Genomic DNA, 13,589 nt, shown 5'->3' on the forward strand with positions numbered 1-13,589 from the left:
TTGAGCGCGATATCAGGCGGCGGCCGGCAGGAGCAGGCCTGTGACCGAGCGATCGGGGCGAAGATAGCGCCGAACCGCCTCCATCACCTGCTCGCGCGTCACGGCCTCGATGCGCTGCGGCCAGAGCAGCACGTCCTCGACGCTCTCGCCCACGGCGAGCGCCGAGCCGAAGATGCGGGCGAGCGAGGACTGGCTGTCGCGGGCGAAGACCGTCTCGGCGACGAGACGGGTGCGGGCGCGGGCGAGCTCGAGCTCGGTCGGCCCTTCCGCGATGAAAGCGGCGAGCGCCGCATCGAGCCCGGCTTCGAGCGCCGCCATCTCGACACCCGGACGCGGGCTGACCGAGAGCTGGAAGGCAGAGCGGTCGACCATCGAGCCCATAAAATAAGCGCCGGCACCGGCGGCGAGTTCCTGCTCGACGCAGAGCTTGCGATAGAGCCGCGAGGTCGTACCCCCGCCGAGAATCTCGGCTGCGAGTTCGAGCGCAAAGGCTTCGTCACGCTGCGGCGAGACATAGGTCGGAGCCAGCCAGGCGCGGCGTAGCGAGGGCTGCTGCACGCGCGGATCGTTGAGGGCGACGCGGCGGGCGGCGCGCGGTTCGGGCTCGGCCGGACGCTTGCGGGCAGGCGCCTCACCGCGGGCCGGGATCACGCCATAGGTCTCCTGGGCGAGACGCAGGACCTCGGCAGGCTCGACATCGCCGGCGACGACCAGGATGGCGTTCTCCGGCGTATAGAAGCGCTGGTAATAGGCGAAGGCGTCGTCGCGCGAGAGCCCCTCGATCTCGTGCTCCCAGCCGATGATCGGCGTCCCGTAGGGATGGTGGACATAGAGCGCGCTGGAGAACTCCTCGCCGAGCTGGGCGGCGGGGTCGGCGTCGACGCGCATGCGCCGCTCTTCCAGCACCACATCGCGCTCCGGCGCAACCACGCTCTCGTCGAAGGCGAGGCCGGTCATCCGGTCGGCCTCGTAGTCCATCATCGCGCGCAGGTGCTCCTTCGGCACGCGCTGGAAATAGGCGGTGTAGTCATAGGAGGTGAAGGCGTTCTCCTGGCCGCCATAGCTCGCGACGATCTTCGAGAACTCGCCGGCCGGCCATTTCGCCGTGCCCTTGAACATCAGGTGTTCGAGGAAATGGGCGATGCCCGACTTGGCGGCCGGATCGTCGCCGGAGCCGTTGCGGTACCAGACCATATGGGTGACGACAGGGGCGCGGTGGTCGGGCGCGACCACGATCTGGAGCCCGTTGGCGAGCCTGTAGGAGTCGATCTGGCTGGCTGTGTTGGCGGGAGCGGTGTGCACCGTCATGACCTTGAAAAGCTCCTGCAGATCGCGAGGTCCAGAAACGAAGCGGCTCGGGCCCGCATGGACCCGAGCCGGAAATGGGGCTCGTGCTCTAGATAGTCCGGCTGCGGCAGAAAACCAACGCAGCGCAAGACAATGGCATGCAGCCTATTGGTTCTCGTAGACCTTCTGGCCGACGAGGAACTCGCGCTGGCCGACAGCCTGCTTGTCCTCGCGCGGACCGGTCTGACCGGGGCCGAGCGCGGCCGTCGCGGCCGGGCGGCGATAGCCGGTCGGCGGCTCGTGCAGGAAGCGCCGAGCCGGCTCGGTGCCGTAGGCGAGGTTCGAGGTATCGGTCTGCGCCTGACGTGCCGCCATCTCGCGGCCGATACGGATCGGCTCGATCTGATTGTTGCCGGTGTTGTGGTCGGGAACGATACCTTCGGGCCCGTTGGCACGACCGGCGACGCGGCCGCGGCGCAGTTCCTCCTGCGACATCAGCGGCCTGGTGTTGGCGCGGTAGGCCTCGGTGGTCGAGAACAGGATGTTGGAGCTGTCGCGCTCGGCCTTGCGGCGGGCGACGTCCGGATCGTCCGGCCAGGCGGCGCTACGGTTGGCGCCGGCCTCCTGCGGCTTCGGCAAGGTGGAGGACGGCGGCACAACCAGCGGAGCGCGCTGCTTGTACTCGATATCCGCCTTGTCGCGGCCGAACAGGCCCATGCCATCGACCAGGTTCTTGAAGAGCATGCCCTCCTGGGCGAAAGCAGGGGTCGTCGCCAGCAGCAGGCCGCCGGCTAGCAGCATGCGCGAAGCGCGGATCCGATAAGCCATCTCACCTCTCCATACCGATACCTGCCGCGTCTTGCCTGAGCGACACGGCGAAAGCATGGCGGGCCTTTTAACCCATATCCCGCAAAATCGGGAGCCCTTTTGCCAGATTGCCGTAAATGAGCTGTGGCCGGCCTGTTTGCCAGCGCCACTAGGACGCCTCAAGCCGCCTTGGAACGCCCCGCCCCCGGCCTCAGCGATTCCCACAGGAGGCCGAGCACGCCGAAGACGATCGCCGCGTCGGCGATGTTGAAGATGTACCAGCTGAAGCTGCCGACATGGACATGCACGAAGTCGACGACGGCGCCGTAGACCATGCGGTCGAGCCCATTGCCGAGCGCGCCACCGATGATGAGAGCAAGGCTCACCACCGTCAGCCTGTCGTCGCTGCGCCACATCCAGCGCCAGAGCCAGATCGCCGCGACGATGGAGAGCACGACCAGCGCCCAGCGGCCGATATCGGTCGATTGCTGGAACAGGCCGTAGGAGATGCCGCGGTTCCAGGCGAGCACGATCTCCAGGAAGGAGGCGAGCTGGAACGGCCCCTCCTCGGCCAAGCGGAGGCCGAAGAGCAGCCAGAGCTTCAGCGCCTGGTCGAGCACGAAGGTGAGCCCGACGATCAGGGCGCCGAGACGGCGCAGCGACGTCATCGCAGCCGTCACGCGGCGCGCCCGAGCTCGCGCAGCGCCTTGGCGTCGCGCGGCGTCACCTCGGGGAAGCCGGGCTCGGCCGTCGCCGGATCGAAATACTTCCAGGAGCGGGCGCATTTGATGCCCGAAGCGCGCGACGGCACCACCGAGACGCCGGGGACGTCCGGCAGGCGGAAAGCCTCGGCCGGCCCCTCCCCGTCGGCGATCGTCGCACCGGAGGTGATGCAGATCTCGGCGAGATCGAGCCCGCTCAGAGCCACGCGCAGATCGGGATCGGCGATGTGGACGACAGGAGCGGCCTCCAGCGAGGAACCGATACGCTTGCCGGCGCGCTCCAGCTCCAGCGCACCGGTGACGACGCGGCGCACGCGGCGAACCTTGGCCCAGCGCTCGGCCAGCTCCGGATCGAGCCAGGCATCATCCGCCTCGGCGAAGAGCTCGAGATGCACCGAGCCATCGCCGTCCTTCACCTGCGGATAGCGGTCGAGCCAGGCTTCCTCCGCGGTGAAGACCAGGATCGGCGCGAGCCAGGTCGTCAGGCAGCGGAAGAGATGGTCGACGACGGTGAGCGCGCTCCTGCGGACATGGCTGGAGCGCGGATCGCAATAGAGCGCGTCCTTGCGGACGTCGAAATAGAAGGCCGAGAGCTCGGTGTTCATGAACTGCGAGAGCAGCGTCACGACCTTCTTGTAATCGTAGGTCCGGTAGGCCTCCTCGACCTGCGGCCCGAGCTCGGCGAGACGGTGCAGCATCAGCCGCTCCAGCTCCGGCATCGAGGCCGGATCGGAGACGCGGATCGCCTCGTCGAAATGCGCCAGCGTGCCGAGCATCCAGCGCATGGTGTTGCGCAGCTTGCGATAGGTCTCGACGAAGGTCTTCAGGATCTCCTTGCCGATGCGCAGATCGTCGGAATAGTCGGCCGCCGCGACCCAGAGGCGCAGGATGTCTGCGCCGCTGTCCTTGATCACGTCCTGCGGGGCGGTGACGTTGCCCTTCGACTTCGACATCTTCTCGCCCTTCTCGTCGAGACAGAAGCCGTGGGTCAGGACCACATCGTAGGGGGCCCGGCCGCGCGTGCCGCAGCTTTCGAGCAGGCTCGAATGGAACCAGCCGCGATGCTGGTCCGAGCCTTCGAGATACATCACCTTGTCGCGGCCGCCATCGACGACGCGATGGGTCTTGAGATCGGCGCGCTTCTCCAGGGTGAAGGCATGGGTCGAGCCTGAATCGAACCAGACGTCGAGCACGTCGACGACGCGCTCGTACTTCGCCGGATTGTAGCCATAGGGCTTCAGGAAGCGCGCACCGTCGGTGTCGGTGAACCAGGCGTCGGCGCCCTCCTGCTCGAAGGCCTCGGCGATCGCGGCGTTGACCTTGTCGTCGACTAGGATCTCCTTGCTCTCCTTGTCGACGAAGACGGTGATCGGCACGCCCCAGGCACGCTGGCGGGAGACCACCCAGTCGGGCCGGTTGGCGATCATGCCGTTGATTCGGTTCTCGCCGGCGGCGGGAACCCATTGCGTCTCCCTGATCGCCCTGAGCGCACGGTTACGCAGCGTGTCGGCATTGCCGCCGGCCGTCGGGGCCGGCGCCGCCGGATCGGGAGCGCCGGCATCACCATAGGGCTTGTCCATGGCGATGAACCATTGCGGCGTGTTGCGGAAGATCACCGGCTTCTTCGAGCGCCAGCTGTGCGGATACTGGTGCTTGAGGCGGCCGCGCGAGACGAGGTTGCCGGTCGCCGCGAGCGCCCTGATCACCACCTCGTTGGCGTTGCCCTTCTCGCCCTTGTCGGTGATGACCTGCGCGCCCTCGAACCCCGGCGCCTCCTTGGTGAAGCGGCCATCGGCGTCGACGGTGTAGGGAATGCGCGTCTCGATGCCGCGCTCGGCGAGCATGCGGCCATTGGCCATCCAGACATCGAAGTCCTCGCGGCCATGGCCCGGGGCGGTGTGGACGAAGCCGGTACCGGCATCGTCGGTGACATGGTCGCCGTCGAGCAGCGGCACGTCGAACTCGTAGCCCTGGCCACGCAGAGGGTGGGCGACAGTAAGACCAGCAAGGTCTGCGGCGCTGACGTCGCGCTCCAGCTCGTAAGCCTCGACCTTGGCAGCCTTGAACAGCGCTTCGGCAAGGTTCTTGGCCAGCACATAGCGCGCGCCGACCTTGGCCCAGTTGCCTTCCGGGGCGGCCGTGACGCGGTAGAGGCCATAAGCGATCTTGTTGTGGAACGAGATCGCGCGGTTGCCGGGGATGGTCCAGGGGGTCGTCGTCCAGATCAGCACCGACGCTCCCGCGAGCGGCCCCGAGCCAAGCACCGGAAACGCCGCGAAGATCGTATCGCTGGTGTGCTCCTCGTACTCGACCTCGGCCTCGGCCAGGGCGGTCTTCTCGACGACAGACCACATCACCGGCTTGGAGCCACGATAGAGCATGCCGTTCTCGGCAAACTTCATGATCTCGCGGGCGATCTGCGCCTCGGCGCCATAAGCCATGGTCAGGTACGGATCGTCCCAGTCGCCCTCGACGCCGAGCCGCTTGAACTCGTTGCGCTGGATGTCGACCCATTTCTCGGCGAAGACGCGGCATTCCTTGCGGAATTCGACGACATCGACGTCGTCCTTGTTCAGGCCCTTGGCGCGGTACTGCTCCTCGATCTTCCACTCGATCGGCAAGCCGTGGCAGTCCCAGCCCGGCACATAGTTGGAATCGTAGCCGAGCATCTGCTGCGAGCGCGTCACCAGGTCCTTCAGCACCTTGTTGAGCGCATGGCCGATATGGATGTTGCCGTTGGCATAGGGCGGGCCGTCATGCAGGACGAAGCGGTCGCGGCCCTGCCCGGCCTCGCGCAGCTTGCGGTAAAGGTCCATCCTGGCCCAGCGGGCGAGCAATTCAGGCTCGCGCTGCGGCAGGCCGGCGCGCATCGGGAATTCCGTCTGCGGCAGGAACAGGGTCTGCGAATAATCGGTGGTCTCGGGCTTCTCGGCGGTCTTGTCGGTCATGATCCGGCTCAGCGGTGCGGATGGCGGCTCGGCGTGCGGTGCAGCGCCCATCCTGGAGATGTCACGGGGAAGCGATCGTCGTCCCGGCCTGCGCAAGCGCCCGCGCCATCAGCGCAGGGCGGCAGCCGGGCCGGTAATTCGCAGGGGCGAAACGAGGTGCAGAGCGGACATCAGCGGCTTCTAGCAAAGCGCGGTCATGGAAGGAAGGCCGGCGTCGCCGCCAGGATGCCACGTGCGCTTGCGCTGTCGGCATCCATCTGGACGATCAACGCCTCGAGGGTATCGAATTTCGCCTCGCCGCGCAGGAAGGCGACGAAGGCGACGTCGACGGTCTTGCCGTAGAGATCGCCGGAGAAGTCGAAGACGAATGTCTCGAGCCTGGGCGCGCCGTCGTCGAAAGTCGGCCTGCTGCCGAAGCTCGCGACACCGTTATGCCAGGCTCCGTCGATCTTCATGCGAACCGCATAGATGCCGAAGCGCAGGCGGCAATCATGGCTGAGATGCATGTTGGCGGTGGGATAGCCGAGATCCCGGCCGCGCTTGTCGCCATGGGCGACTTCGCCACGCACGAACCAGGGCCGGCCGAGCAGCGCCGCGGCATGACCGACATCGCCGGCCTCGAGCGCCGTGCGCACCAGCGTCGAGGAGACCGGCTCGCCCTGGAAGGCGAAGGGCGACACGACTACGACCGGAATGCCGGCATGGCCGGCGCGCGCCTGCAGCATCTCGGGCGAGCCTGTGCGCCCCTTGCCGAAATGGAAGTCATAGCCGCAGACGAGGCCGGCGGCGCCGAGCTGGCCGAGCAGGAGGTCATCGACGAAGGCCTCGGCCGGAATGGCGGCGACCGCGCGATCGAACGGGACGACGAAGCTGGGCGTGAGCCCGAGGCTGGCGAGGAGCGCGACCTTGACCGGCTCCGGCGTCAGCCGGAACACCGGCTGCTGCGGCCTGAAAACCGTCCGCGGATGCGGCTCGAAGGTCAGCGCCGCGGCGCTGGTCCCCTGCTGAGCCGCCATCTCGCCAGCGACGCGGGCGAGCTCGGCATGGCCGCGATGGACGCCATCGAAATTGCCGAGCGCCAGCACGCGGCCGCGCAGATCGGCCGGCACCGGCTTGCCGGGTTCAAGGGTGAAGGTGGGCAGCGCATCGGGTCGCGCGGCCTCGGGGAATGAGCTCATGGAACGCAGGGTCGACGCCGGGAAGCCCCGGCTACCGCCGTGTTTGGCCCCAAGCGGCGGGAAGCGTCAAGGCCGGTTCAGGCTTGCGTGGCACGCGGCAGCGCCACCCAGGCCTCGCCTTCCAGCACAGCCTTGCCGTCGACCAGGCAGTCGCAGAAGAGCCGGGCGCGGCGTCGCTCCGGCACGAGTTCGACCACCTCGACGCGGGCGGTGACGACGTCGCCGATCTTCACCGGCGCAAGGAAATTGAGGGTCTGCGAGAGGTAGACAGCGCCCGGTCCTGGCAGGCGCGTGCCGAGCAGGGCTGAGACCAGACTTGCCGTCAGCATGCCATGAGCAATGCGCTGGCCGAACTTGGTCGAGGCGGCGTAGCGGTCGCAGAGATGGATCGGATTGGCGTCGCCCGACAGATCGGCGAAGAGCGAGATGTCGCGCTCCATCACCGTGCGCATCAGGCTTTCGCGCTGGCCGACGACCAGATCCTCGAAGGCATGGACTTGATAGAGCGTGCTCGCCATCATCGGTCGGCTCTCGCAACTGCAGCACGGCCAAAAGGCCGCCTGAATCCGGAATCGAGCAGGCAGCCTCTCACACCTCGCTGCACCGCACCATTGAACTTTGGTGCCTGTCGCTTGTTCCTCCGTCCGCCAAAGGTCGTATGCCGCAGGGTCACTCGGCGACCGGGTTAACGGCTTTGAAACGCCGAGCGCCTATGACAATTGACCCAAGGTCGCCGCTCTGCGAGAGCGACCCCGCGCCGGCGCCGTTGGGCCCTGCTGACTACTTGCTTGGAGCGCCGTCATGGCTGTCGACCCGTCAATGCCGATCCTGGTGGTGGACGACTATCAGACGATGGTCCGGATCATCCGCAGCCTCCTGAAGCAGCTCGGCTTCGAGAATGTCGACGACGCCTCCGACGGCAATGCCGCGATCGCCAAGATGCGCGACAAGAAATACGGGCTGGTGATCTCGGACTGGAACATGGAGCCGATGACCGGCTACGAGCTGCTGCGCCAGGTCCGGAACGAGGACGCCATCGCCGAGACGCCGTTCATCATGGTGACGGCGGAATCGAAGACCGAGAACGTCATCGCCGCCAAGAAGGCCGGCGTGAACAACTATATCGTCAAGCCGTTCAACGCCCAGACGCTGAAATCGAAGATCGAGGCGGCCTGCGCCGCCTGAGGCAGCGTCGCGCACTCCATCGCTTGATAGCTTTCCCGCCGTTACTGCGGCCGGGGCGAGCCGGGGCCGGACGCTGTCACAGGGCTCACAGCCTATTCGGAAGTTCACCGAGCCCTCATCCTGAGGAGCCATCCTGCGAGGAATGGCATCTCTGGATATCCTTCGACACGCTCCCCACGATAAGGGCTGTGAGTTTCCAAACGGCATCCAAGGCCGGCTGCACCCGCGCGCAGGCTGTCATCTGCTTTTGACTGGAAAGAGGTTTTCTGAAAGCGTGCTATCGCGAGAGCCTCATATCGCATGTGCCATTGAATATTTAGATTAAGGGGTGCGATCGATGTACAGGCGTGTTTCTCCCAAGGTTAAACAAGACACACCTATGCACTGCTACGCAGCAGCCTTCGAGTCATGGACGAGAGCCACGATTGGATATGCTGGCCACACGCAGAGTTCGATCGCCGCAAGCTATGACGACAATCCACCCCCGAGTGGCGGAGCATCCGAGAAAAGTATTCTGACTCTATTGAGCGATTTCAGCATGGATTTCACGGATTGGCGACGTGAAAGCCTCACTGAGAGCCTAATCGATTCGCATCTGCGCAACGGACTCGTCGTGCTCATATACAAGTCGAGCGTCCTCAATTCACATACGATCGTCATCTATGGCGTCAGCCACGCAAATGGCGTCGCACAGATCAGCTTCATGGATCCATGGTATGGATCCTATCGATGGGCGAATGTCGCCAGCTTCAACGGCAAGCCGTGGTTGCTCGCCTGGGAAGCATGACTTGTGTGACCTGCTGGACGAGCTGCCGGAAGCATCGTGCACTCATGCGACATCTGGCGGCCCCATGAGGGCACTTGCCTAGACCTGCTTGGAAACTCGCAGCTTCATGCTGAGGGCGCGGCAGGGCCGTCTCGAAGGCTGAGGGCACCGGGAATTTCTAACAGACGGTCGACGATGCACAATGGTTTCCGGAGCTGCGCTTGGCCGCTGGCCGGAGCGAGAGGCCTATGAGGTACTCTCACCAGGCCAGATGCGGCATGGCGTAGTCGGGCCGGTGGCTCTGGCGGCCGAACCAGCCCTGCAGCGCCCCATCCGACAAGCCCGCCATCTCGCCGGCATGGATGCCGGCGACGCACATCAGCGAAGCCAGGCCATATTGCGCTGCGCCGGCGATGTCGGTGCGGATCGCATCGCCGATCGCCAGGATGCGCGCCTTCTCGACCGTCTCGCCGCGCAGCTCCTGGCCGATGCGGATGGCGAGGTCATAGATCGGCGCATGCGGCTTGCCGGCATAGATCGCCTCGCCGCCGAGCTGCTCATAGGCGACGGCGAGCGAGCCGGCGCAGGGCACGATGCGTCCGCCACGATCGACGACGAGATCCGGATTGGCGCAGATCAGCGTCAGCTTCCGCCGGGCAAAATCCGCAAGCTGTTCGGCATAGCTCTCGGCCGTCTCGGTCTCGTCGTCGAACAGGCCGGTGCAGAGGACGTAGTGCGCCTCAGCGGGGCCGACGCGCGGCGCGTCGAGCCCTGCCATCAGCGGCAGGTCGCGGGACGGGCCGAGGTGATAGAGCGGCTCGCCGGCTCGATGGGCGATCAGGTCGCGCGCGACGTCGCCGGAGGTAACGATCGCGTCGAAGGCGTCGCCGGGCACGCCGAGCTTGCCGAGCTGGACGGCGATCTCCGAGCGCGGGCGCGGCGCGTTCGAGACCAGCACGACGGTGACGCCGCCCGCCCGCATCCGGGCCAGGGCATCGCAGGCGGCAGCGAACGGCGCGACGCCATTATGGACCACGCCCCAGATGTCGCAGAGGCAGAGCTCGTACTGGCCGATGACGGGCGCAACCCCGGACAGAAGGCGGGTTGATGACGGCACGGGCAAACTCCAATCGGACTGGCGCCGCCTGTCTACGCGGCTTCGCCGGCACAGGCCAGCGCTTCAATCCCCGAGGAGCGAGTCAGGCGGTGGCGCGGCGCAGGATGTCGCGGAAGGGCACGCGCTTGACCTCAGGCGGCGATGCCATGGCGGGGTGCTCGACCACCTCGGCGGAAGCGGGCGCCGCCATGGCGGCAGCGGGCTTCGGTATCGGCGCAGTCTCAGCCGGTTGCGGCTCGGCGAAGACCTCGGGCCTGACCGGCCTCGGCGGCGAGAAAACGATGCCCTGGCCGAAGCCGATGCCGAGATCGAGCATGTCGGCGACCATCGGATCGTCCTCGACTTCCTCGGCGACGAGCTGGATCGAACCGCGCGCGAGCTGGATCGCGATGTCGCCCGCCGCTATGTCGGCGAGCTTGCCACCGCGCGCCTCGGCCAGCAGCAGCGCCGCCGAGACCTTGACGAAGCGCACGCCGCGATCATGCAGCGAGACCGGGTCGAAGCGCAGATCGGCGACATGGTCGAGTGCAAAGCGCACGCCATTGGCCGACATGGCGCCGAGCAGGCCGAGGCTCGCAGGTTCCAGCGCCCGGAAGACGCGCTGCGGCACCTCGATGACGAGATTGCCGATGTGGTCGTGGTATTTTTCGAGGATGCGCGACAGCGCTGCCAAGGCGCGCGACGAGCCCCAGGTCGCCGCGCTGAAATTGCAGGAGACGAAGAGCTCGCCCGGCTTGCTGCCGAGATGGCGGGCGATGGCCAGCGCCCGGGTCAGCACGAGCGCATCGAGCGTCGGGCCGAAGCCGCGGTCCTCGACCGTGGTCAGGAATTCGGAGGGGAGCAGTAGCGTCTTCTCGTCCAGGCGCAGCCGGACGAGCGCCTCGTAACCCCGCGTCCGGCGCTGCGGCAGGCTGACGATCGGCTGGAGATGAACCTCGACCTGGCCCTTCGCCAGAGCTTCGCTGATCAGGGCGGCGCGTTCCTCGGCCGCGCGGTGCTGCGCCGCCTCGGCCGGGTCCTGCCGTGTCGCGACCAGAGGCTCGGGAGCGCGGAAATCGGGACGTTCAGGGACCAGCGCCGCAATCCGCGCCGGTTGCGGCGGCGGTGGATTGGCGAGCCGGCCTTCAATACGACTGAGCTGGTCGTCATGCTCGCCCAAGGTCGTCGCGACCTGCTGCAGGAGATCGCCGAGCAGACCGACCTCCGCCGTCAATTCGTGGAGCATCGCCTTGGCCGGCGCAGCATCGGCCTCGCCCATCGGCATCTGGTCGAGGCGCTTGGCCATCGAATCGACGCGAATGGCATTGGTCGCGAGGCGGACCTTGACCTCGCCGATCGCCGCGAGCAGTTGCTCGCGCTCGCGCGCCGTGTTGCGGCGCGCCAAGGCTGCCGCTCCGGCCAAACCGAGCCCGGCGCTCAGCAATCCCAATGCGTTGGCGAGATTGCCCGGCAGGAGCAGGATCGCCGCTGCGCCCAGCGAGAAGCCGACGACGCCGCTGGCGGCCGGAGAGAGAGCGCTGAGGCGGGTGCGAGCCAAGGGCCGAAATCGCGCAAGGGGTTGAGGGGCAACGCAACGCTACGAATCAGCTGCGACAGCCACAGAATAGCGGCCGGATTCAGCAACTGCGAGGTCCATCGACGGATTGTGCGACCGAACCTTGCCGAAGCCCCCTGTTCCCGGTCTACCGCAACTGCAGCCCGACCTGGCCGATCGCAGCCAGGATGCGGTCGATGACCGGCGGCGAGAACCCTTTGCGGGCCAAAAAGAGCCGCGCATCGAGAGCAAAGAGCGGCTCGGTCTGGCCCAGCATGCGCATGGCCTCCTCCAGCCCGTCGCGATCACCCGCGGCGGCGCTCGCCACGGCACGTGCGACCAAAGCGAGCGGCGTCTCCTCCGCCTTGATCAGGGACGCCTGACTCTCCGCGAGCTTGTTCGCGCCGGTCAGGTACGCCGCGAAGTAGAGGAAGACGTCATACCAGGAAGGCCGGCCATTGCTCAGCGCAGCGGCGCGCTCGAGCAAGGGCAGGCCCTCGGCCGCCCGGTCGAGCTGAACGTAGCGCGCGCCGAGATCGGCCATGATGTCGGGATCGTAGGGGTTGCGCGCCATCGCCTCCCGGCCGGATTTGAGCGCTTCCTCGGTCATGCCGCGCAGGAACTGCGCCTCCATCAGGGCCTGATGAGCGCGCGCGCTCGCCGGCGCCAGCCTCACGGCAGTGACCGCGGCGGCAAGCGCCCGGTCGAGCGGCGAGCCGGAGCGCGCGTTCAGACCGGCGGCGTATTCATCCGCGGTGAGCAACGCCAGATGCGACCAGGCCGGATGGAAGTCTGGATCGCGCGCGACCAGCGCATCGAGGCAGTTGCGCGCGGCCAGATGATCGTCCGCCTTCATGTGCCGGCGGAAATTGAGCGCCATGTAGATGCAGCCGACCCCCGGCGGCAGCGTGGCGAGCCTGAAATCGGCATGCAGGACGCCGAAGGGCTGAGCCAGCCGGATCGCCACGCCCTGCGCCAGCTCGCGCAGTTCCGTGCCGTCGCTCACGGCCGCCAGGCTGCGCGCGCCGGAGGTGGTCCAGACGACCCGCCCGTCCCTCGCTGCGCTCAGCCGCACGAACCCCTCGATCTTGTCGCCGGCCCGCGACGTGTTGAGGGTCAGGATATAATCGGCACCCTCCTCCGGCCGCAGCGCCGTACCTCGCGACTTGACCACGAGCAGGTCGTCGAAGCGGGCCATGGTGTCGACGAGATGACGCATGAACAGCCGCGCCGCATCCTCGACCGCGGGATCGACGATGTCGCCGGCGATCACAACGGCAATCACGGGCAGGCTCGCAGGCGAAGCGACCGGCTCGGGAGGCTGTGCCGAAGAGGACTGGTCGGGCGCATTGGGGGTTGCCGGCCGCGGCGCCAGCATCTCCCCGCTCGCGACGGCGACGCTCAGCTCCGGCCCGGTCCCGGCCTGGCGCCAGGCGACGAACGCGATCGCGCCGGTCACAACCAGCGCTGCAACCGCATAGGCCCATGCTCGCCATCGCCTGCCGGCGGCGGCTGCGGGCTGCGCAGGCTCCAAGCTCGCGGTCGCTGCCTCCGGTTCCGCGAAGCCCTGCCGCGTGAAGCTGGGCACATAGGCACCGACGGGAATCGCGATCCGCACGGGATCGCGCACGCCCTCGGCCGCGAAGTAGAGATTGAGCGCCTTGCGCAGGCGCCCCGCCTCGACGCGCACGATCGGGTCAGATTGCGGATCGAACTCGGGCGGGCGTCCGAATGCCTCGACCGCAATGGTATAACCCTTGAGCTCGGCGGCGCGGCCGGCCAGGGCCTGCTCGACGACATAGCTCAGGAAGGCAGTGAGCTGTGGCGCGCTGCGAAAGATGTCAGATGCAAGGACGCGGTCGAGCTGCGCGCGGATGTCCTCCGGCGCGATCGTGCCGCTTCCGTCCCGACCGGCAACGCCTTCAGTCATTGGGGCGTAGTCCAGTGTTACCCCCTTGTTCAGACTACGCCAGAAACGACGTAAGGTCACCTGCCCCGAGCGGCTGGCCGCCGCTCGCCGGACGCAGGCATGCCCCGAGCCGACA

General features: G+C 67.1%; 11 protein-coding genes. 2 read left to right on the forward strand and 9 right to left on the reverse strand.

Translation table 11 applies throughout. The features are described 5' to 3' along the window. Positions 1-12 precede the first annotated feature (12 nt). The 6 genes from BMZ21_RS08810 to BMZ21_RS08835 form a co-directional block, all read right to left on the reverse strand. Positions 13-1,308 (reverse strand): M16 family metallopeptidase, encoded by a 1,296-nt coding sequence (locus tag BMZ21_RS08810; RefSeq protein ID WP_091831921.1) that lies wholly within the window; start codon positions 1,306-1,308, stop codon positions 13-15. Positions 1,309-1,452: 144 nt separating this feature from the next. Beyond that, positions 1,453-2,115 carry a hypothetical protein gene (locus BMZ21_RS08815; protein WP_091831923.1) on the reverse strand — a complete coding sequence of 221 codons (663 nt, stop codon included), beginning with the start codon at positions 2,113-2,115 and terminating at the stop codon, positions 1,453-1,455. 158 nt (positions 2,116-2,273) lie between these two features. After that, positions 2,274-2,762, reverse strand: coding sequence for a signal peptidase II (lspA, locus tag BMZ21_RS08820; protein WP_091831925.1), 489 nt, complete (start codon positions 2,760-2,762; stop codon positions 2,274-2,276). An 8-nt stretch (positions 2,763-2,770) separates the two neighbouring features. Next, positions 2,771-5,764, reverse strand: coding sequence for an isoleucine--tRNA ligase (ileS, locus tag BMZ21_RS08825; protein WP_091832461.1), 2,994 nt, complete (start codon positions 5,762-5,764; stop codon positions 2,771-2,773). A gap of 194 nt (positions 5,765-5,958) precedes the next feature. Continuing rightward, positions 5,959-6,942 carry a bifunctional riboflavin kinase/FAD synthetase gene (locus tag BMZ21_RS08830; RefSeq protein WP_091831927.1) on the reverse strand — a complete coding sequence of 328 codons (984 nt, stop codon included), beginning with the start codon at positions 6,940-6,942 and terminating at the stop codon, positions 5,959-5,961. Positions 6,943-7,019: 77 nt separating this feature from the next. After that, a complete protein-coding gene (locus BMZ21_RS08835; RefSeq protein ID WP_425285417.1) occupies positions 7,020-7,463 on the reverse strand; it encodes a MaoC family dehydratase in 444 nt (147 codons plus the stop codon). A gap of 280 nt (positions 7,464-7,743) precedes the next feature. Here BMZ21_RS08835 and BMZ21_RS08840 point away from each other — a divergent pair, with 280 nt between their 5' ends. Further along, positions 7,744-8,127, forward strand: coding sequence for a response regulator (locus BMZ21_RS08840; RefSeq protein WP_091831929.1), 384 nt, complete (start codon positions 7,744-7,746; stop codon positions 8,125-8,127). A gap of 379 nt (positions 8,128-8,506) precedes the next feature. After that, entirely contained in the window at positions 8,507-8,914 is a 408-nt protein-coding gene (locus BMZ21_RS31115; RefSeq protein WP_425285425.1) for a papain-like cysteine protease family protein, read from the forward strand. 238 nt (positions 8,915-9,152) lie between these two features. On the opposite strand, the gene BMZ21_RS08850 is transcribed toward BMZ21_RS31115, so the two are convergent. The 3 genes from BMZ21_RS08850 to BMZ21_RS08860 form a co-directional block, all read right to left on the reverse strand. After that, positions 9,153-10,010: a TIGR01459 family HAD-type hydrolase gene (locus tag BMZ21_RS08850; RefSeq protein WP_167561576.1), complete on the reverse strand. Its 858-nt coding sequence runs from the start codon at positions 10,008-10,010 to the stop codon at positions 9,153-9,155. Between the two features lie 82 nt (positions 10,011-10,092). Next, positions 10,093-11,547 carry an EAL domain-containing protein gene (locus BMZ21_RS08855; RefSeq protein ID WP_091831935.1) on the reverse strand — a complete coding sequence of 485 codons (1,455 nt, stop codon included), beginning with the start codon at positions 11,545-11,547 and terminating at the stop codon, positions 10,093-10,095. Positions 11,548-11,692: 145 nt separating this feature from the next. Continuing rightward, positions 11,693-13,474 (reverse strand): hypothetical protein, encoded by a 1,782-nt coding sequence (locus tag BMZ21_RS08860; protein WP_091831937.1) that lies wholly within the window; start codon positions 13,472-13,474, stop codon positions 11,693-11,695. Positions 13,475-13,589: the final 115 nt, after the last annotated feature.

This window comes from Allobosea lupini (assembly GCF_900109525.1).
Taxonomy (GTDB): Bacteria; Pseudomonadota; Alphaproteobacteria; order Rhizobiales; family Beijerinckiaceae; genus Allobosea; species Allobosea lupini.

Coding starts and splice junctions, on each gene's coding strand:
- lspA (WP_091831925.1), bottom strand. CDS start 2,762: ATGACGTCGCTGCGCCGTCTCGGCGCCCTGATCGTCGGGCTCACCTTC.
- BMZ21_RS08810 (WP_091831921.1), bottom strand. CDS start 1,308: ATGACGGTGCACACCGCTCCCGCCAACACAGCCAGCCAGATCGACTCC.
- BMZ21_RS08860 (WP_091831937.1), bottom strand. CDS start 13,474: ATGACTGAAGGCGTTGCCGGTCGGGACGGAAGCGGCACGATCGCGCCG.
- BMZ21_RS31115 (WP_425285425.1), top strand. CDS start 8,507: ATGCACTGCTACGCAGCAGCCTTCGAGTCATGGACGAGAGCCACGATT.
- ileS (WP_091832461.1), bottom strand. CDS start 5,764: ATGACCGACAAGACCGCCGAGAAGCCCGAGACCACCGATTATTCGCAG.
- BMZ21_RS08815 (WP_091831923.1), bottom strand. CDS start 2,115: ATGGCTTATCGGATCCGCGCTTCGCGCATGCTGCTAGCCGGCGGCCTG.
- BMZ21_RS08840 (WP_091831929.1), top strand. CDS start 7,744: ATGGCTGTCGACCCGTCAATGCCGATCCTGGTGGTGGACGACTATCAG.
- BMZ21_RS08830 (WP_091831927.1), bottom strand. CDS start 6,942: ATGAGCTCATTCCCCGAGGCCGCGCGACCCGATGCGCTGCCCACCTTC.
- BMZ21_RS08835 (WP_425285417.1), bottom strand. CDS start 7,463: ATGATGGCGAGCACGCTCTATCAAGTCCATGCCTTCGAGGATCTGGTC.